The organism is Allomuricauda sp. TY007 (assembly GCF_010468565.1).
Classification (GTDB): Bacteria; Bacteroidota; Bacteroidia; order Flavobacteriales; family Flavobacteriaceae; genus Flagellimonas.
On the sequence record NZ_WUEG01000007.1, the window covers coordinates 105496 to 125416 of the forward strand.

Consider the following 19921-nt stretch of genomic DNA (forward strand, 5'->3'; position numbering starts at 1 on the left):
GGAGTTTACGTCTTTCTAATTTACATATTTTGCTGCAACCCAGTTATTCTTCTCCAGATTTTTTTCAAATTCCAAACCGTAGGCGCCACATTTTGAAGAAATTGCATCCAAATCCTCTAAATAGAAGCCACTTAAAAATAAGAAACCTCCCTTTTTTAAGCAAGTTGTGTATATAGGAATATCTTCCAATAAAATATTCCGGTTGATGTTGGCCAGAATAACATCATATTTTTTTTCATCCAGCAAACTACTGTCGCCCTGAAAAACTTTTATATCTGCGCAGTTATTCCGCTCTACATTTTCCTGGGTATTCAAAAAACACCACTCATCAATATCAATGGCCTCCACATCGCCAGCTCCTTTCTTCTTGGCTAAAATAGCAAGGACACCTGTTCCGCATCCCATATCCAAGACCGATTTTCCTGAAAAATCCGTATCCAAAATATGTTGCAACATCATGTGTGTAGTTTCGTGGTGACCGGTGCCGAAACTCATTTTCGGTTCTATGACGATATCATAATCAACCTCAACGGCCTCGTGGAAAGGTGCACGAACCATACATTTTTCCCCTACTTTAATGGGATGGAAGTTTTTTTCCCATTCTGCGTTCCAATTCTGCTGTTCAATCTCTTTACTGGTCCAGCTTATCTCAAAATTTGGATTTTGGAATACGAACAAGTCTTCCAATACACCACCACGCCATTTGGATTTTAGGATGTAGGCCAAAAGTCCTGTTTCGTTTTCCACAAAACTTTCGAAACCCAATTCCCCCAACTCCGCAATCAAAATATCGGTTGCGGGTTGGAGCGGGTTTATTTTAAAATCGTACTCGAGGTAGACCAAGGACATGGTTTAAATTGCCTTGATGATATCCGTGAAGTCGGTAGCCACCAAAGAAGCGCCTCCAATCAAACCACCGTCCACGTCCGGCTTTGAAAATATCTCGGCCGCGTTGGCAGGCTTTACACTTCCTCCGTACAAAATGGAAACATCCTCGGCAATGGATGAATTGAATCCATCTGCAATTGTTTTTCTAATGAATGCGTGCATTTCCTGTGCTTGCTCTGGACTGGCAGTTTCCCCCGTACCAATGGCCCAAACAGGCTCGTAAGCCAAAACAATCTTGCTCCAAGCGCTGGGATCCAAATCAAAAAGGGCGTTTTTCAATTGGCCTTCCACAACAGCAAAGTGGTTGTCGGACTTTCTATCCTCCAACTCTTCTCCAAAACAGAAAATAACCTTTAGCCCTTTTTCAATGGCGGTTTTTACCTTTTTGGCCAATAATTCATCGTCTTCACCAAAGTAAGCGCGCCTTTCGGAGTGACCTAGGATAACAACATCAACATCCAAGCTAAGCAACATATCAGCTGAAATCTCACCTGTATAGGCTCCACTCTCAGCAAAGTGCATATTCTGGGCAGCAACTTGTATTTTAGAATCCTGTAGTGCTTGTTTTGCCGCCTGTAGGTTAACAAAAGTTGGTGCTACTATCACATCTGCATCGGTATCGGGTAGTTTAGCGGAAAGCTCGGCCAACAATTCCTCCGTTTCCTGAAGGTTCTTGTTCATCTTCCAGTTTCCCGCTACAATCTTTGTTCTCATGTTATTTGTTTTTTCTTTAGTGTTATGATTAGAAAGTAAGTTCGTCAAAATCGTTGTAATGGACCTTTTGCTGAATAGTCCCTTTACTGAGCACTAAAATAGCTGGATTGGAACGTACAATAGTCTTCAAAGTTGTTTCATCTGTAAAATAGAACTCAAAATCCAGTCCGTAAGTATCGATTATCTTATTTGCCATATCGCTACTCGAAGCGGACATACCTATGACTTTGTAGCCGTTTTCAATCGCTTTATCAGTCGTTTTCTTTACCTCTGGATAAATTTCTTGTTGTGTCTCCTGAATTTCTTCAGCAGTAGCTCCTTTTGTTAATCCGCCTGTTTTATTTAAATCGTAGGCAATCACCATTACCAATTTATCCTCTTCCAGTAATTCTGCGGCATAATCCTGACCTTCTTGTTCAATAGTAAAGTCGTGTATGGGCGGTTCGTACCCTTCTTGGATTTCGGTGGTTTCCACATCGATGAATTCTCCATCAACAGTGGGGTAATCTCCTTGCGTAATATGAATTTCCTCTATACCGTTGACGTTAAAACGCCATGCATACTCGTAAATGGGTTTTGGAGCATCTTCGGGAACGGACATTCCCTCCTGAATATTTGCCCCAATTTTATAAGGTCTAAAATCTACCGAAGGTAAATGGGCCAATACATGATTTGCAAACAACATACATGCCAGCAACGCCACTCCGCCAACAATCCAATTGGTTTTAGGGCTGAACAATGGCGTAATATATTTTCTGCCGAAAAACAGTATCAAAATAAATACCAAAAGAATCACATCTTTGGTAAAGGACTCCCAAGGGGTTAGTTTGATGGCATCTCCAAAACATCCGCAATCCGTCACTTTATTGAAATAGGCAGAATAAAAAGTCAAGAATGTGAAAAATACGATCATGAGCAGAAGGCTCCAAACGGTGAATTTAGGTTTAAATCCAATCAATAGTAAAATGCCCAAAATCACCTCGACAATAACCACAAAAACAGATATGGACAATGCCAATGGGGTTAAAAATGGCAAATCCAACACCCCTGGACTAAAATATTCCTCCAATTTAAAGGAGAAACCCATGGGGTCGTTCAATTTTATCAGTCCACTGATAATGAACAACACCCCTACTATTATTCTTGATATCCAAACTAAATATTTCATATACTATCAAAATAATTTTTTCAAGAAACAAAAAACAAATCCAAAGCACCAAATTCCAAATTCCACATTTCAAATGCCAAATGCTAAACTTTCTAACGCTTAACCTTATTTAGAATTGAAGATAAAATCCTTCTCAATTCCAACGATTCTTTTATTAAATCTTTGACCAAATCATCATCGGGATTCATCTCTTTTAGCAATCGCAACCAATATCCAGATTCTTTCGCTTCTTTTCTGGCAATTCTCAATCTAAATTGAAAATCCTTTTCGCCTAATTTTTCATTCGCCTCAATGTAGTTCGCACCCACTGAACCAGATGATCGTATTAACTGCTTTCCATCTTCCAAATTACCAATGGAAGCTTTCAATGATTTTACATATTTCCTACAATCCTTTGCAAAGTCAAATGTCCTTTCTTCCAAGTCATATTTTTTATCGGAGGGCATGTAATATTTGTTATTTGGATTTTGGTGCTTGGATTTTGGAATTTTCACCCAAGTGTATGAGCGCGAAAACTGCATAATTAACCATATCCTGATAGTTGGCATCCACGCCTTCGCTTACCAAGGTTGCTCCTTTATTGTTCTCAATCTGTTTTACGCGTAGCAACTTTTGCAAAATCAAATCCGTGAGGGAGCTTACCCGCATATCCCGCCAAGCTTCTCCATAGTCGTGGTTTTTGTCCTCCATCAGCTTCTTGGTAATGGCAACTTGCTCATCATATAGCGCAATGGCCTCTTCGGCAGTAAGGTCTGGCTGTTCCACCACCCCTTTTTTAATTTGGATCAACGCCATAATGGAATAATTGATGATTCCGATAAACTCGGAACGCTCGTCCTCGTCCACCTTTCTCACCTCGTTCTGTTGAAGACCTCGTATACGCTGTGCTTTTATAAAAATCTGATCCGTTAAGGAAGGTAACCTCAGGATTCGCCAAGCAGTACCATAATCCTTGGCCTTTTTTGAAAACAATTCACGACAGGTTTGTATCACCTCATCGTATTGTTGGGAAGTATGCTGCATGTATTGTTGCTAATTTGCGTAAATTTCGTCCAACTTATCTGTGCCCACGAGCACTTTGCCAAAGATAATGAAACCCAACAAAGCATATATTTTTTATGACCATAAACTGCAAAGGTGAGCTTGTAGACTTAAAAACGCCCAAAGTGATGGGCATACTCAACCTTACGCCCGATTCTTTTTTTGATGGCGGAAAGTACAAGGACGAGGCATCCATACTCGGCCAAGTTGAATATATGCTCAACCATGATGCTACATTTATAGATATGGGCGCTTACAGTTCCCGACCTGGTGCCGAGCATGTTCCAGAAGACGAAGAGTTGAAACGGATGATTCCCGTCATCGACCTTATCCTTAAAAAGTTCCCGGATACTTTGATTTCCGTGGATACCTTCCGAAGCAAAGTGGCTGAAAAAAGTATTGAACATGGTGCTGCCATCATCAACGATATTGCAGCTGGAAATTTGGATGATGAAATGTTTGGAACCATTGCCAAATACCAAGTTCCGTATATTATGATGCACATGAAAGGCACTCCCCAATCCATGCAAAAAGAAGCAACGTATGATGATTTGATTAAAGACTTGAGAATTTATTTTTCAGAAAAAATACAAGAGACCACTTCAAAAAAAATCAACGATATCATCCTAGACCCTGGATTTGGCTTTGCCAAGACAACGGAACAAAACTACACACTATTGAACCACTTGGATATGTTCCAAACCTTTGGTTTGCCCATTTTGATAGGGCTGAGCAGAAAATCCATGATCTACAAAGTTTTGAAATCATCGCCACAAGAGGCATTGAACGGCACAACGGCCCTGCACACCATTGCACTTTTAAGGGGAGCCAACATTATTCGGGCCCACGATGTAAAAGAGGCCTCGGAATGTATTAAACTTGTGGAAGCTTTAAAAGAGAATGCACTCTAATTTGAGGTTCTCCTATTTTTGCTAATTTTACAAAAACACTGCGGTTGGATTTTTTAAATTTTCTCGAGTTCAAGATTACGGATATCATCGACATAGTCCTCGTGGCCGCACTCCTGTATTATATTTATAAACTGGTCAAGGGCACAGTGGCCATCAATATTTTTATCGGAATAGTGATTGTTTGGGCACTGTGGAAACTAACCGAATTGCTACAAATGAAAATGATCAGTAGTATGGTCGGCGGGTTTATGAACATTGGTCTTATTGCCTTGATCATTGTGTTTCAACAGGAAATCAGAAAGTTTTTACTGATGATCGGCTCCACCAACTTTGCTTCCAAACGGAATATTTTCAAGCATTTTAAATTCCTAAAGCAAGAGGCCATTTCCACTAGTACCGATGTAGATGCCATTATAGGTGCTTGCGAACGTATGGGCACTTCCAAAACGGGGGCCTTGATCGTAATTGAACGTAACAATTCCTTGGATTTTGTCAAATCCTCGGGTGATGCGATGGACATTAAGATCACACAACCCATTTTGGAAAGTATTTTCTTCAAGAACAGTCCACTGCACGATGGTGCCATTATTATTCAAGATAATTTTATCACTGCCACCAGAGTGATCCTACCTGTTTCCAACGACCGTAATATTCCCCTCCGCTTTGGATTACGACATAGGGCCGCCGTGGGAATCACAGAAAAAACCGATGCATTGTGCTTGGTGGTCAGTGAGGAAACAGGCTCCATCTCTTACATTAAAAATGGAGAGTTCATCCCTTTTAAAAACAGGGAAGAATTGGTAAAACGCATTAAAAAGGATTTGGAGCAATAAGACAATCAAGCCACCTCCTCGGCCAAGAACTGGGCAGTATACAAATCGTTGTAGTAACCACCTTTTTTAAGAAGTTCTTTATGGGTGCCGATTTCAACGATCTTACCGGCATCCATTACAATGATCTTATCCGCCTTTTTAATGGTCGCCAATCGGTGCGCGATAATAATTGAGGTCCTCCCTTCGGTAATCTTATCGGTCGCCTGCTGTATCAGTTGCTCAGAGTACGTATCCACGGAGGATGTAGCCTCATCCAGAATCAAAATACTTGGATTGCTTACATAGGCGCGTAAAAAGGCAATCAGCTGGCGTTGGCCACTGGAAAGCATGGTTCCGCGTTCCTTCACATTGTATTGGTGACCTCCTGGCAAACTCGAAATAAATTCGTGAACGCCAATTTGCTTGGCAGCTGCTTCAATCTGTTCCGTGGTTATGGATTCATCGCGAAGCGAAATGTTATTTGCAATGGTATCGGCAAACAGAAAAACATCTTGCAGTACAATCGCAATATGGGAACGTAGTGATTTTAAGGTATAGTCGTCCAAGCACACATCATCCACCAAAATTTTTCCGGAACTGATTTCATAGAATCGATTGAGCAGATTGATGATGGTAGATTTACCTGCTCCCGTTGCACCAACTATGGCCACTGTTTCCCCAGCTTTCACTTTGAATGAGATTCCGTGAAGTACTTCTTCATCGGGCACATAACCAAAACGGACATCTTTAAATTCAATATCGCCTTTTACGTCTTCTTTCTCAACGGTGCCGTTATCATCAATATGGCTGTCGGTATCCAAAATTTTGAACACACGGTTAGCAGCTACCATCCCCATTTGTAGGGTGTTGAACTTATCCGCAATCTGACGAAGGGGACGGAACAACAGATCCATCAAGAAAAAGAAGGCCACGATAGCCCCTTTGTTGTCCATCCCCACATTTTCTATATTCTGAATCACACCGAAATACACCACCAATCCAATACCAATGGAGTTGGAAATTTCCGCTATTGGGAAAAATATGGAATTGTACCATACCGTTTTCAACCAAGCATTTTGATGCTTTTCGTTGATGACTCGGAACTTTTCCTTTTCAATTTCCTCTCGGTTGAAGAGTTGCACGATTTTCATTCCTGCGATACGCTCTTGCACAAAGGAATTAAGGTTGGATACTTGGGCGCGCACCTCAACAAAGGCCACCTTCATGGCTTGCTGAAAGAGACGCGTAGCAATCAAAATAACAGGCATAATGGCAAACACAATCAAGGCCAATTTCCAGTTAATGACCACCATAATGATGGCTGCCGATAGCATTTTAAGGGCATCGGCCACAATCATAAAAAATCCTTGACTGAATATTTCCCCTATTCGTTGCATATCCGCAACCGCTCTTGTAACCAAAACCCCAATGGAAGAATTATCAAAATAGGTCATTTTAAAGCTGGTCATCTTTTCAAAAAGATTGATTCGGATATCCTTGATCACGGACTCGCCCAATAAGTTCGCATAATAGTTGAACAACAATTGTGTAGTAACCTGACCAAGTAAAAAGGCAAGCATCAACAATACATTATTGAGCAATTGGCCTGCGTCCTTGTTTTCCAGAGATTGGTTGATAATATTTTTTACCAACAACGGAATCCCAATGGCAAATGCTGCGGAGAGGATGGCCACAATGGCCACCAACCAAAAAATGCCCCTATAGGGTCTGGTCCGTGAAAAAACCCGTTTGAACAGTCTAAAATCAAACGCTTTTCCTACATCATCCTTTTTGCTCATCAAAAATTTCTTTTGGATATGAAACCTTGGTCAAATATAATCCTTTTGCGGGGACGGAGACACCTGCCTCCCCCCTATCTTTACTCGCAACAATTTGATGGATATCCTCAGGAGACATTTTTCCCATGCCCACATCCAACAAAGTACCTACCACAGCGCGGACCATATTTCGTAAAAACCGATCGGCGGTTATGGTGAACACCCATTTATCACAATCAATTTTCCAGTGAGCTTCGCGAACATCGCAATTAAACGTTTTTACGTCGGTATTGGATTTGGAAAAACATTCAAAGTCGGTGTATTCCAACAATATTTTAGCTGCCTTGTTCATGGCATCTATATCCAGCGAATGTTTTACAAAATGGGCATGATCAAAAAGAAATGGATCTTTTTCTTTCACCAACCAATATTCGTAGGTACGTTGCACGGCATCAAACCGGGCATGGGCTTCAATAGCAACTTGATGGATTCCTTGCACCGCAATATCGTCCGGCAAAAAGGCGTTCAACCGATATATTAAATCATCTGTATCGGAGATGGGCTTAAAATCAAAATGAGCGAACATCTGCCTTGCATGCACGCCAGCATCGGTTCTACCAGCTCCCACCACTTCTACCTTTTCACGTAAAAGTGTGGACAGGGCTTTTTCCAAAACCTCTTGTACCGTTATGGCATTAGGTTGGTTCTGCCAGCCGTGATATGCTTTTCCGAAATAAGAAAATTGGATAAAATATCTCAATGCGATCCCTTACTTTTAAGCCCATAAAGATAATTCAATCCTTTCCAACACAAATTCAACCTTGAGGTTTTAGCATATTTTTAGCGAAATGACGAAGATTTTATTGCTTTCCGACACCCATGGCCACATGGACAACACCATTTTAAAGTATGCCGCACAGGCTGATGAAATTTGGCATGCGGGCGATATTGGAAGTTTATCCGTTACCGACCAGTTGGAAGCTCTAAAACCTGTTCGGGGGGTACACGGGAACATTGATGACCATATGATTCAAAAAGAATTCCCGGAAAACAACAGGTTTATGTGCGAGGGAGTGGATGTATGGATCACGCACATTGGGGGTTATCCCAACAGGTACGATGTTCGGGTACGGGAAGAAATTAGAAATAATCCGCCCAAACTATTTATTTGTGGACACTCCCATATTTTAAAAGTGATGAACGATAAAAAATTGGGGGTTTTGCACATGAACCCAGGAGCTTGCGGCAAATATGGTTTTCATCAAATGCGTACCATGCTTCGTTTTGTGATCAATGGGGATAAGATTAGCGACCTTGAGGTAATTGAACTGGGCAAACGATAGCCCAAAACATAAAAACCCCGGCCAAAGCCAGGGTTTTTTCGCACTAATACTACTAAGATGTTAGGTTCAACGTAAGCGATCGACAGATTTTACAAGATCTTCATCCTTTTTGATAGCTCTGTTGGCCAGAACCAGAAAAACGATAGAAAATACAGGAATCAGCATCCCAATACCCTTCTCAGAAACCACAGTTTCTCCGGATAGGCTTAGTGATCGATAAACGAAAAATCCTAGTAAAAAAAGGTTCAATATCATATTCAATCTGTTTACCACAAATTGATTTTGTCTTTTCTTGTACATTACAATCGAAACTACGGCCAAGACGGTTACCACATAAAAAACCAAGCTTACAATAACTTGATCTTGGGCAAATACTTCTCTTCCGCCTACTTCCACCCATAAATTCAGGAAAAACGGAAGTATGCCCGATATAAGGCCAACTATCAGTAAAAATAACGTTTGTATCCGCTGAATCATTGTGTAAATTGATTTCGAATGGCAAAAATAGGCGTCTTTTTGATAAATAAGGCCTTATTCTTGAAAAATTATTTGTAATATTGTCTCGTTATAATAAAGCACCTACCTCGGAATTCTTACTCCAGTAGTATCCAAAGATAACTTTACTTCAAATTTTAGAATAACACAAGTTTAACTTATTCCATTACTTAATGTTCGAGATTTCAGATCTAAAAGCTAAAAAGCTTCCTGAGTTGCAAGAAATTGCAAAGGGTCTTAATGTTCCCAAATTCAAATCATTGAAAAAGTTGGATCTAGTATACCAAATACTGGACGTTCAAGCATCCAACCCTAAAGCCGTGGCAGAAACTGTTACAGCAAGCGCAGACGAAAAGCCAGCGCCAAAACCTAAAAAGCCCAGAGCTCCACGCCCTAAAGCTTCGGAGACAAAAAGTACTGAAGGTGATTCTACCCAAAAAGCACCTCAAAAAAGAGAGCCCAGAAACAAGAAAGAGGACTCCAAACCGCAAGGAAAACCCCAAAAAAAGGATAACAAGCCACAGGACAATAAGTCGCAAAGCAACACTCCACAGAAGAATCAAAACAACAATAGGAGGAGCCAACACAACAAAGGCCACCACGACAAAAAGAACAGCAACTTTGACAAGGACCTGAAAAACAGGTACAAAGAACCTGAATATGAGTTCGACAGCATCATAGAGAGTGAAGGTGTGCTAGACATTATGCAAGATGGCTACGGATTCTTGAGGTCTTCCGATTACAATTATCTTTCTTCTCCCGATGACATTTATGTATCACAATCTCAAATCAGGTTGTTCGGGTTAAAATCCGGAGATACGATTTTAGGAAATATTAGACCTCCAAAAGAAGGGGAAAAATATTTCCCATTGATCAAAGTGAACAAAATCAATGGATTGGACCCACAGGTGGTTCGTGACAGGGTTGCCTTTGAGCACCTTACTCCATTGTTTCCAAAGGAAAAGTTCAAATTGGCAGAAAAACAAAGTACAATTTCAACAAGGATCATGGATTTGTTCTCCCCTATCGGGAAAGGACAAAGGGGAATGATCGTTTCCCAACCCAAAACGGGTAAGACCATGTTGCTTAAGGATATAGCCAACGCTATTGCGGCCAACCACCCCGAGGTATACCAAATCATTCTATTGATTGACGAACGCCCCGAAGAGGTTACCGATATGCAACGCAACGTGCGTGGCGAAGTAGTTGCCTCAACTTTTGACAAGGAAGCAACCGAGCACGTAAGGGTTGCCAATATTGTATTGGAAAAAGCAAAACGATTGGTGGAATGCGGTCACGACGTAGTGATCCTTTTGGATTCCATTACACGTTTGGCCCGTGCCTATAACACCGTACAACCTGCATCCGGTAAGGTATTGAGTGGTGGTGTGGACGCCAATGCACTGCACAAACCCAAACGTTTCTTTGGAGCAGCCCGTAATATTGAAAACGGCGGTTCGCTTTCCATTATCGCTACTGCATTAACGGAGACAGGTTCCAAAATGGACGAAGTTATCTTTGAGGAATTCAAGGGAACAGGAAATATGGAACTTCAGTTGGACAGAAGGATATCCAACAGAAGGATTTTCCCTGCCATCGACCTGATTTCTTCCTCAACACGAAGAGACGATTTATTGTTAGACGAAAACACCATTCAACGTATGTGGATCATGCGCAAATATTTGGCAGACATGAACCCTGTTGAAGCTATGGAGTTTATGGAGCAACGTATAAAGCAAACCAAGAACAACGAGGAGTTTTTGCTCACCATGAACGAGTAAAAACCTACAACACTCCATACCATAAGATTACAGACCCTTCAAGTTCTTTGAAGGGTTTTTTGTTGAGTCAATTTATAGAAAAGGCATATCTTTAGTCCGGTTTCCTCAAAAACTAAACATTAAATACTTAACTATGAAAAACAACAAAACGGCTTTAATAGCATTTTTTGGAGCCGCATTACTATTGCTTGGAGCTTGCCAACAAGGCCCCAAGAAAGAAGAACCAACCGAACCAGAAGAAGTTTTACCGCCCGAAGGCATTATTTCTTTAGAAGAATCCAAATCACTCTACGATAATTATACCAAACACAGACTTGGCATAATCAAGGAGTACGAAATGGAGCGATATCCTGACAGAATGCATATTCCTGCTCGGTTTTCATCTTTTAGTTACGCAGAAATAAAACAATATATGGCATTTGTAGAGCAAGAGGCCAAAGAAGCTGGCGTAAAGGTGGAATCACTTCGCTTGTACTTTGCCAATTATCCGGATAAGCCGGATTTTCCTGATGGCAAAAAAGTAGTGCATCCCAGACAGAATTCCATTTTTATCGTCCCCACCATGAACGTAAATGGCCAGGAATACGGCTTCTATATCGGTGCTGATGGAAAGGCAAAGCTTATAAAAGATGCTTTAGGAACTGGCATTGGCAGTAGAAAGGCGAAAAGCAAGTCCTATGCTAATATGATTCCCACAAACATACAAGACGAAGACCAAAGTTTAACATTGGACAGAAGCACAAGTGGCCCGCCACCAAATGGTGATTACTAAAAACACCGATGACCAACGAGCTTTACACCATATTAGTTGAATATTACACAATCCCGCTCTACTTGATAGCGTGGTTGTTTGCCGTAGCTCGTTATAAAAGTTATTTCGATACCCCTTTAAAGTTCTATCCTGTATTTATAATGTATACATTTCTGACTGAACTATTAGGGTACTTTATTCAGTTTAATGAAGAGTTTCAATTTTTTTCAGACGAAAGGTATGATTGGCATAACGTTATAATTTTCAACATATACTCCGTAGTCACTTTTTTATTCTTTTATTATATATATTGGCGGGTTTTAAAAGTACAAAAGCATAAGTCTTGGGTTAAGTATGGTGCACTTGTGGGGGTGCTGGCTTATATCATCAGCTTAATTTTCCAAAACCCTTTTCACACTAATTTATACTATGCCGATTTAGTCGCTTCAATAGTTTTACTTGTCGACATAAGCCTTTATTTCAAAGAAAAAAAGAGAGAAACAAATCCATATCCGCAAAAGTATAACCTTATGTTCTGGACAAGCTTGGGGTTGGCGATATTCCACATTTTCTTCCCCTTTATTTTCCTAATGGGCTATAAAGCACAATACATTTATGTAGAATATCATTTACACGATTTTTTAATGATGTTGATTGTTTTTATGTATGGGACTTTTATAATAGGTATAATCATTCACAAACGAAAGGCTTTTCGATAGCAAAACAAGTAAGCACCCGTTAAGTATATGAGCCTCCAAATATGGGGGCTTTTTTCTTATTTTTACCACAACCAACAACAAGGACTGCCAATTATCAAGCAGTTACCCATAACATAATGGAAGGATTTTACAACTTTATTACCGAACAGTACATTCTTCCGTTCTATCTTATCGTCTGGGTCATGTCCATGGCCTGTTACCAATCTTATTTTGACACTCCGTTAAAGTACTATCCCATTTACTTAATGTACACCTTTCTCACCGAACTATTGGGATACTTCATCAAACATTTTGACGAATTCCAAATAGTGGATATTGAACAGTATAACTGGTACAACGTTATTATATTTAACATCTATTCCGTTATTTCGTTTTTGTTTTTCTATTATATCTACTGGCGGATGGTTAAAAAGCAAGAACACAAAAAATGGATAAAAATGGGAGCGTTGGGAAGTACTGTGGCTTATGCCATAAGCCTATTTTTCCAAAATCCATTTTACAGCAACCTCTACTACGCCGATATGATCGCTTCCTTTATTTTACTTTTTAACATCTGGCTCTACTTTAAAGAAAAAAGAGGAGAACCTACGCCTTACCCTAACAAGCACAACCTCATGTATTGGCTGAGCATAGGATTGGTAATCTTTCATTCGATTTTTCCCTTCCTGTTTTGGACTGGGTATGAAGCTCCAAAAATTTGGGTGGATTACCACTTTAGAACCATACTAAGAATATTGATCCTAATTATGTACGGCTCCTTTCTTGTGGGCATGCTAATTCACAAGCGAAAAGCTTTCAGGTAAAAAAACTGATGCAAAAAAAAACGCCCCCAAATTGGAGGCGTCGATACATCTTTGCTGTACAGGTTTACATTGCCGCAACCTGTGTCATCAATTTACTTTTAAGGTTTGCCGCCTTATTGCTATGAATGATGTTTTTCTTGGCTAATTTATCAATCATACCAACAACAGTGGGCAACAAAGCTTCAGCAGCTTTTTTGTCTTCCTCGTTACGTAATTTTTTGATGGCGTTACGCACTGTTTTGTGCTGGTACCTGTTACGCAAACGTACTGCTTCGTTTCTTCTGATTCTCTTTAGTGCTGACTTATGGTTTGCCATTGCTTAAAATTAATGCTTTCTAAATCCTTTTGTTGTAGCCCGTAGGGGAATCGAACCCCTGTTACCAGGATGAAAACCTGGCGTCCTAACCCCTAGACGAACGGGCCATTATTTCAATTTCAAAGTTTAAACGTACTACAATCTTAAAATAAGCATTTTCTGCTTAAACCTTGTTTTGTAGCCCGTAGGGGAATCGAACCCCTGTTACCAGGATGAAAACCTGGCGTCCTAACCCCTAGACGAACGGGCCATATGGTTGCATAATTGCGGATGCAAAAATACAACTATTTTTAAGTCTTGCAACAGTATTTTTTATTTTTTGCAAGCTCTTTAATATGCTTTTGCAAACAACACCCTTTTATTGGACGGTTTTCCCGTTACCATACACTTACCCTCTTCCTCCTTGACATCAAGTGGAATACAGCGAATAGTGGCTTTGGTCTCTTCTTTTATCCTATCCTCGGTTTCGGCCGAACCGTCCCAGTGGGCAGATACAAAACCTCCTTTTTCCTCGATTATTTTTTTAAAGTCGTCATAGGAATCCACTTCAGTAATATGCCCCTTTCTATAATACAACGCTTTGTTAAAGATATTTTCCTGAATTTCATCCATCAGAGAAACCACTTTGTTCACTACCTCATCGGCTTTTACAATTTCCTTGGATAGGGTATCCCTGCGCGCCACTTCAAAAGTTCCATTTGCCAGATCGCGCTGTCCAATGGCCAATCGTACGGGAACTCCTTTTAATTCGTATTCATTGAACTTGAAGCCAGGTTTATGGGTATCTCGGGTATCATATTTAACGGTAATGCCTTTATCACGAAGCGCTTTTACCAAGGGCTCCACCTTCTCCGAAATGGCATCCAACTGGTCTAATCCTTTATATATTGGTACAATTACAACTTGAATCGGCGCCAATTGAGGAGGAAGCACCAATCCGTTATCATCGCTATGGGTCATCACCAATGCCCCCATCAATCTGGTGGACACACCCCATGACGTGGCCCAAACATACTCTTGTCCGCCTTCTTTATTGGCGAACTTTACATCAAAAGCTTTTGCAAAATTCTGACCCAAAAAGTGAGAGGTACCGGCTTGTAGAGCCTTTCCGTCCTGCATCAATGCTTCAATACAGTAGGTTTCTTCTGCACCCGCAAAACGCTCACTCTCTGTTTTGGTTCCTTTGATCACGGGAACGGCCATATATTTTTCAGCGAAGTCCGCATATACGTTCATCATAAGCTCAGCTTCCTCCAAAGCTTCCTCACGAGTAGCGTGGGCCGTATGCCCTTCTTGCCATAAAAACTCAGCGGTCCTCAAAAAAAGACGTGTTCGCATCTCCCAACGCACCACATTGGCCCATTGGTTGATCTTTAAGGGAAGGTCTCGGTAAGATTGAATCCACCTTCTGTAAGTATCCCAAATAATGGTTTCGGATGTGGGGCGAACAATCAGCTCTTCTTCCAATTTTGCATCTTCGTCCACCACAATGCCACTTCCATCCTCGGCATTCTTCAATCGGTAATGGGTAACAACCGCACATTCCTTGGCAAAACCTTCTACGTGACTGGCTTCCTTACTCAAATACGATTTTGGTATGAACAACGGAAAATAGGCATTCTCATGGCCTGTCTCCTTGAACATCTTGTCCAACTGCCCCTGCATTTTTTCCCATATAGCATATCCGTAGGGTTTTATCACCATACATCCTCTAACTCCCGAGTTTTCAGCCAAATCTGACTTTACGACCAGTTCATTATACCATTTGGAATAATCTTCCGCTCTACTCGTTAACTTTTTACCCATCTATTGTAGTTTGGCACAAAACTTGCGACTTTATTAATAAAAATGATTGGGTAAAACTAATTATTTTTAGTATGTTCAACAATAAAAATTGCGCCATGTTAAAGACTTTACTCCATAAAAAATTACGAATCCCGTCCATTTTGATGGTCAGTGCCATCTTTATGGCATCTTGTGGTTCTTATCAGCAAGCTTCTTATTACGATGATGGCATCTACTCTACCAACAACCGTGTTGTCGGGGTTGAAAAGAAAAATGCCGAAGCAGTAAAAATTGAAGAACAGGAGAACAACATTTACGGCGATTATTTTGGCGACAAAGCAAACGAATACGGTGAAATTTTGGATAGCGAAGTTTTTACCGATGTCGATAGTTATTCGAGTCAGGCCCAAAACGATACCATTCCTTACGGAGAACAAACCGATTACATTGCTTATAACAACAACTATAACGGAAACCCCGGTTGGGGCGATAATCCCACAAGTATTTCCATCAACGTATACGACAACAGTTGGGGATGGGGCGGCTATTATGGTTGGAACGACCCATGGCTATGGAACGGATGGGGATGGAATGCCGGCTGGGGCTGGGGAGGCCTTGGCTGGGGATGGAACAACCCATGGAGATATAACCGTTGGGGCTGGGCCGGATATTACGGCTGGGGATACCCCTACAACGGATGGGGCTGGGCTGGTGCTGGCTTCGGATGGGGTGGATACTATGGCAGGGGCGGCTATTACGGTGGTTATTGGAACCGCCCATACTATAACAGAGGATACTATGGCAGAAACTACGCCTACATGTCAGGACGGAGAGGCTATGCTTCCCGTATTCCAGGAACTACACTAACATCTAGATCAAGCGGATATTCCTCTAGGTTCAGAAACAACAGTGGACGTTCCAATGGAACAGTTTCCAGAAACAATGGTTTGGCCAATAGAAGAAGTTCCAATGGCTACAGTAACAGGTCCAACGTAAGAAGATCGGTAAGCGCAGACGCCGTTGCCAGAAATAGAAACTATAGAACAAGTAGAAGTACAAGGACTTCTCCAAGTTACAATAGAAGTTCAACAACCACACGTCGTTCCTATGGCACAACTCCTTCAAGAAGTAGCCGAAGCTACAATAGAAGTAGTTCTCCCTCGTCCAGAAGCTATAATTCTGGACGAACCACTAGGAGCTATCAATCCAGAAGTGCTACACCAAGTAGAAATTACAGTCGTTCTTCCAGTAGGTCAAGCTCAAGAAGTTACCGTAGCAGTGGCTCTTCAAGAAGCAGCAGATCCAGTGGCACCTACCGAAGCTCAGGAAGTAGCTCTAGAAGTTCAGGCGTAAGTAGATCTTCAGGAGGTGCATCACGTTCTTCCGGAGGTAGAGGCGGTAGAGGTGGCAGACCATAATCCACAAACTATTTTGATTAATCTAAATCATAAGAAATGAAAAGAATCTCAACTTTCATAATGGTATTGGCATGCACTTTCGCAAGTGCACAAACCATTGATGATGTATTGCGCTACAGCACGGAAAACATTCAAGGAACCGCAAGGTTTCAGGCTATGGGCGGTGCATTTGGAGCCTTGGGCGGTGATTTATCCGCACTAAATGTAAACCCAGCAGGTTCTGCCGTATTCAATTTTAGTGAATTGTCCATAACGGGTTCCAACTATCATAGAAACAACGATGCCCTTTATGGCAACACCCTAAGCAACACTACTGCCAATTCTTTGGATTTTAACCAAGTGGGCGGGGTGTTCGTATTCAATTCATCTACCGATAGCCCTTGGAAAAAAATTGCATTGGCCTTCAATTACGATATGGTGCAAAATTTTGACAACGAGTTTATTGCATCTGGAACAACATCCGTGGGTATCGACAATTATTTCCTCACCTTTGCACAAGGTGAACCCCTAGGGCCACTGCGCACACAAGAGGGTGAATTTATTGAAGATGCGTATTTGGATATCGGGGCCAATCTAGGGTATTCCGCACAGCAGGCTTTTCTTGGTTTCCAAGCAGGAATCATTGAACCTGTTGATGACGTTGATGAAAACACCTCTTATTTTTCCAATACGCAATATAGCAATGTCAATCAACGATATTTACAGAATACATCGGGATACAATAGCAAGTTCACTTTGAATTTTGCCAGCCAATATAAAGAAGATTTGTATTTAGGTGCATCCGTAAATTTCCACAATGTACTGTATGATAGAATTACCTATTTGGACGAGGAAGGCTATGATGCGGAATCGCCCATCCAATACACCTCTTTCGACAATTTATTGCACACGGAAGGTTATGGTTTCTCCTTCAGCTTGGGAGCCATTGCCAAATTGAATCAATCCATTCGTGTGGGCGGTAGTTACCAATCGCCAACATGGTATACTTTGACAGATGACACATCACAAAGAATCAATTCCAATTTGGCGGTATCGGATATTGACTTTATCAACTTTGGTATTGTAAACCTTTATGATGAATACAGGATAAAAACACCTGAAAAATACACAGGTAGTGTGGCATTGGTTTTTGGGCAAGATGGACTTATCAGTTTGGATTACTCCTATCAAGATATGTCCAAAGCAGAGCTTAGACCCACTTCCGACCCTAGTTTTGCCGCAGAGAACGATTTTATTGCAGGTACTTTGGGTGCGGTCAACTCCTACCGTTTAGGAGGTGAATATAGGATAAACCAAGTTAGTCTTAGGGCAGGTTACCGATTTGAAGAAAGCCCTTATGCCGACAGCGATTTTGTGGGCGACCTCAATGGATTTTCCGCAGGTATTGGTTACAATTTTGGGGCAAGTCGCTTGGATTTGGCCTACAGCAGAACCGAGCAAGATGTGAATTCCTATTTCTTTGATGGAGGGATTGATAGTGCTGCCCTAATAAACAGAATAAACACCAATATCTCTCTAGGGTATACTTTAAAATTCTAGAAAAGAAGAAAAATAAACAATGATTAGAGGTCTAAAAAATAGTGAAACGCGTCATTCTGAATTCCTGCCTGCCGGCAGGCAAGGTATTTCAGAATCTCATCATATTGATAAACAAATCATTATGAGAACCTAAAACAAGTTCAGGTTGACGAAAATTGACTTTTTAGACCTCTTTTTTTATCGAACCAACGAAAAGTGCCGCCGAACAGATTTGGCCACTAAAATGCCCTCGTCATCACGCTCGTACTCCAAACGGAACCAGTAGTCGGAGGAAGGCATATCCCTGCCATTATAGGTTCCATCCCAACCCACATTCACATTAATTTGTTTTAAAAGTTTTCCGAAGCGGTCAAAAATATAAACCGTTGGATTTATTAATTCCTCTACGCCGTAAACCGTCCAATTGTCGTGAAACCCATCATTATTGGGCGTAAAGAATTTTGGATACCCCACCACCAAAAACTCTTCAGGTTCCGACATTCCACAACCATTTTTATCGTTAATGACCACAGTGTTTATTCCAGGGGGCACATCCCTAAAAACAGGATCATCCTGAAATTCACCCCCATTAATGGCATATTCATAGTTGCCATCCCCCACGGGAACAATCTCCACATTGTATGGGTCGGTCTGGTCACTATTCACAAAATCGTCGATTACCCTAACTTCATCCAGCTCTGGAGTGCCGTAAAAAGTAATCAAAACATCATCGTTATATGTTTGTCCCAAATTATTCTCAACAATAACATAATAGCGCCCTGAATTTGGACTAGTAACAACATACTCCGTTTGACCAGGACTTGTTAGCAAGACCTCTAAATTACCGTTATCTTCTCGATCAACAATCCAATCTACTCTACTAATATTTGGACCAAATGGAGAATTCAAAGCTGACAAAATGATATCCGGATCGCCTTCACAAGCAACAATATCAAACCCTAAAAACTCATCCCGAAGTGTACAATCCAAGGCATTGTTTTGATCCTCATCTACCGAAGTTCCGGTAAAAGTCAGCTCAAAAGATTCCGGTTCATCATCAAAATTGGTGTTGTAGTTATTAATATAGAGGTAATAGATTTCTCCTTCCCTAACATTCAACCATTCATCATAAGTGTTCTGACTCCCCTTTACAAAGGGCGCTCCTTCTCGTCCATCTACAGGGTTTACCCCAATTCCTGTAAAACCCGTATCGTTGTATTCATAGTTGCATCGGATGGGCTGCGCACTTCCATCGCCGATTATGGTACAAAAATTTTCATTGGAAGTTTCATCAAAAGGGCCGTACAGTGCAAAATCCCACTCTGCGGTAATTGGGCTGCCGGGGTTTACGGGCAATGCTTCAATATCAAAACCAATTTGTCCATCGACACCTGCTCTAAATACATACCATTCCGTATTGTTCTCAATATTGGCCGAGCTCACACTTCCTTTTTCCAAACAACCTGTTTGGGTGATCACCTCTGGATCAAAATCATCAATATCACCGCCGCCATCAGTAGTTCCCAAAATGGGCGCATCGGCGCAAACAGGTATGGCAGTTCTACAATCTGGTGAGTTTTGGGCACTAACTACCTGAAATAGAAAGAAAAGGCAGATAGCACTAAATAGAGCTCTCATAGAATTTGGGGCTAGTGGTTACGCTACTTACACCTCATATAA

Annotated in this window: 19 protein-coding genes and 2 tRNA genes; 8 read left to right on the forward strand and 13 right to left on the reverse strand. The window is 41.2% G+C overall.

Annotated features, from left to right (window positions below):
• Positions 1-15: 15 nt before the first annotated feature.
• The 5 genes from prmA to GO009_RS09500 all read right to left on the reverse strand — a co-directional run bounded on the left by prmA (position 16) and on the right by GO009_RS09500 (position 3793).
• Positions 16-849, reverse strand: coding sequence for a 50S ribosomal protein L11 methyltransferase (prmA, locus tag GO009_RS09480; RefSeq protein ID WP_163625971.1), 834 nt, complete (start codon positions 847-849; stop codon positions 16-18).
• Positions 850-852: 3 nt separating this feature from the next.
• Positions 853-1602, reverse strand: a complete 750-nt coding sequence (tpiA, locus tag GO009_RS09485) for a triose-phosphate isomerase (protein ID WP_163625972.1) — start codon at positions 1600-1602, stop codon at positions 853-855.
• A gap of 28 nt (positions 1603-1630) precedes the next feature.
• Positions 1631-2770, reverse strand: a complete 1140-nt coding sequence (locus tag GO009_RS09490) for a BT_3928 family protein (protein WP_163625973.1) — start codon at positions 2768-2770, stop codon at positions 1631-1633.
• Between the two features lie 92 nt (positions 2771-2862).
• Positions 2863-3216: a four helix bundle protein gene (locus GO009_RS09495; RefSeq protein WP_163625974.1), complete on the reverse strand. Its 354-nt coding sequence runs from the start codon at positions 3214-3216 to the stop codon at positions 2863-2865.
• 10 nt (positions 3217-3226) lie between these two features.
• Complete coding sequence (locus GO009_RS09500) at positions 3227-3793, reverse strand: DUF1599 domain-containing protein (protein WP_163625975.1); 567 nt, start codon at positions 3791-3793, stop codon at positions 3227-3229.
• 95 nt (positions 3794-3888) lie between these two features.
• On the opposite strand from GO009_RS09500, the gene folP reads away from it, so the two are divergent.
• Together folP and cdaA are read left to right on the forward strand one after the other, a co-directional pair.
• Positions 3889-4722 (forward strand): dihydropteroate synthase, encoded by an 834-nt coding sequence (gene folP / locus GO009_RS09505; protein ID WP_163625976.1) that lies wholly within the window; start codon positions 3889-3891, stop codon positions 4720-4722.
• A gap of 44 nt (positions 4723-4766) precedes the next feature.
• Entirely contained in the window at positions 4767-5555 is a 789-nt protein-coding gene (gene cdaA / locus GO009_RS09510; protein WP_163625977.1) for a diadenylate cyclase CdaA, read from the forward strand.
• A 5-nt stretch (positions 5556-5560) separates the two neighbouring features.
• On the opposite strand, the gene GO009_RS09515 is transcribed toward cdaA, so the two are convergent.
• Positions 5561-7333, reverse strand: a complete 1773-nt coding sequence (locus tag GO009_RS09515) for an ABC transporter ATP-binding protein (RefSeq protein WP_163625978.1) — start codon at positions 7331-7333, stop codon at positions 5561-5563.
• Positions 7317-8072, reverse strand: coding sequence for a tRNA pseudouridine(38-40) synthase TruA (truA, locus tag GO009_RS09520; protein WP_163625979.1), 756 nt, complete (start codon positions 8070-8072; stop codon positions 7317-7319). Before truA ends, GO009_RS09515 begins: the two co-directional genes overlap by 17 nt.
• Positions 8073-8160: 88 nt before the next feature.
• On the opposite strand from truA, the gene GO009_RS09525 reads away from it, so the two are divergent.
• Positions 8161-8655, forward strand: coding sequence for a metallophosphoesterase (locus GO009_RS09525; RefSeq protein WP_163625980.1), 495 nt, complete (start codon positions 8161-8163; stop codon positions 8653-8655).
• Between the two features lie 66 nt (positions 8656-8721).
• Here GO009_RS09525 and GO009_RS09530 read toward each other — a convergent pair whose 3' ends face one another.
• Positions 8722-9132, reverse strand: coding sequence for a DUF4293 domain-containing protein (locus tag GO009_RS09530; protein WP_163625981.1), 411 nt, complete (start codon positions 9130-9132; stop codon positions 8722-8724).
• A gap of 191 nt (positions 9133-9323) precedes the next feature.
• Here GO009_RS09530 and rho point away from each other — a divergent pair, with 191 nt between their 5' ends.
• The 3 genes from rho (at position 9324) to GO009_RS09545 (ending at position 13204) form a co-directional block, all read left to right on the forward strand.
• On the forward strand, positions 9324-10931 hold the full coding sequence (gene rho, locus GO009_RS09535) for a transcription termination factor Rho (protein ID WP_163625982.1): 1608 nt from the start codon (positions 9324-9326) through the stop codon (positions 10929-10931).
• A gap of 133 nt (positions 10932-11064) precedes the next feature.
• The gene (locus tag GO009_RS09540) at positions 11065-11703 is read left to right on the forward strand and encodes a hypothetical protein (RefSeq protein WP_163625983.1); all 639 of its coding nucleotides are present in this window, start codon (positions 11065-11067) and stop codon (positions 11701-11703) included.
• Between the two features lie 814 nt (positions 11704-12517).
• Positions 12518-13204 (forward strand): hypothetical protein, encoded by a 687-nt coding sequence (locus tag GO009_RS09545; protein WP_163625984.1) that lies wholly within the window; start codon positions 12518-12520, stop codon positions 13202-13204.
• Positions 13205-13268: 64 nt separating this feature from the next.
• Here the strand turns inward: GO009_RS09545 and rpsT are convergent, their stop codons facing one another.
• From rpsT to proS, 4 genes are all read right to left on the reverse strand, one after another.
• Positions 13269-13520 (reverse strand): 30S ribosomal protein S20, encoded by a 252-nt coding sequence (rpsT, locus tag GO009_RS09550; RefSeq protein WP_127141287.1) that lies wholly within the window; start codon positions 13518-13520, stop codon positions 13269-13271.
• Positions 13521-13555: 35 nt separating this feature from the next.
• Positions 13556-13627: transfer RNA gene (locus GO009_RS09555), tRNA-Glu, on the reverse strand.
• A gap of 71 nt (positions 13628-13698) precedes the next feature.
• Positions 13699-13770: transfer RNA gene (locus GO009_RS09560), tRNA-Glu, on the reverse strand.
• A gap of 80 nt (positions 13771-13850) precedes the next feature.
• A complete protein-coding gene (proS, locus tag GO009_RS09565) occupies positions 13851-15326 on the reverse strand; it encodes a proline--tRNA ligase (protein ID WP_163625985.1) in 1476 nt (491 codons plus the stop codon).
• A gap of 95 nt (positions 15327-15421) precedes the next feature.
• Between proS and GO009_RS09570 the strand changes: the two genes are divergently transcribed.
• Together GO009_RS09570 and GO009_RS09575 are read left to right on the forward strand one after the other, a co-directional pair.
• Complete coding sequence (locus GO009_RS09570) at positions 15422-16723, forward strand: hypothetical protein (protein ID WP_163625986.1); 1302 nt, start codon at positions 15422-15424, stop codon at positions 16721-16723.
• A 36-nt stretch (positions 16724-16759) separates the two neighbouring features.
• Positions 16760-18262: an OmpP1/FadL family transporter gene (locus tag GO009_RS09575; protein WP_163625987.1), complete on the forward strand. Its 1503-nt coding sequence runs from the start codon at positions 16760-16762 to the stop codon at positions 18260-18262.
• A 177-nt stretch (positions 18263-18439) separates the two neighbouring features.
• On the opposite strand, the gene GO009_RS09580 is transcribed toward GO009_RS09575, so the two are convergent.
• A complete protein-coding gene (locus GO009_RS09580) occupies positions 18440-19879 on the reverse strand; it encodes a T9SS type B sorting domain-containing protein (RefSeq protein ID WP_163625988.1) in 1440 nt (479 codons plus the stop codon).
• Between the last annotated feature and the right edge of the window lie 42 nt (positions 19880-19921).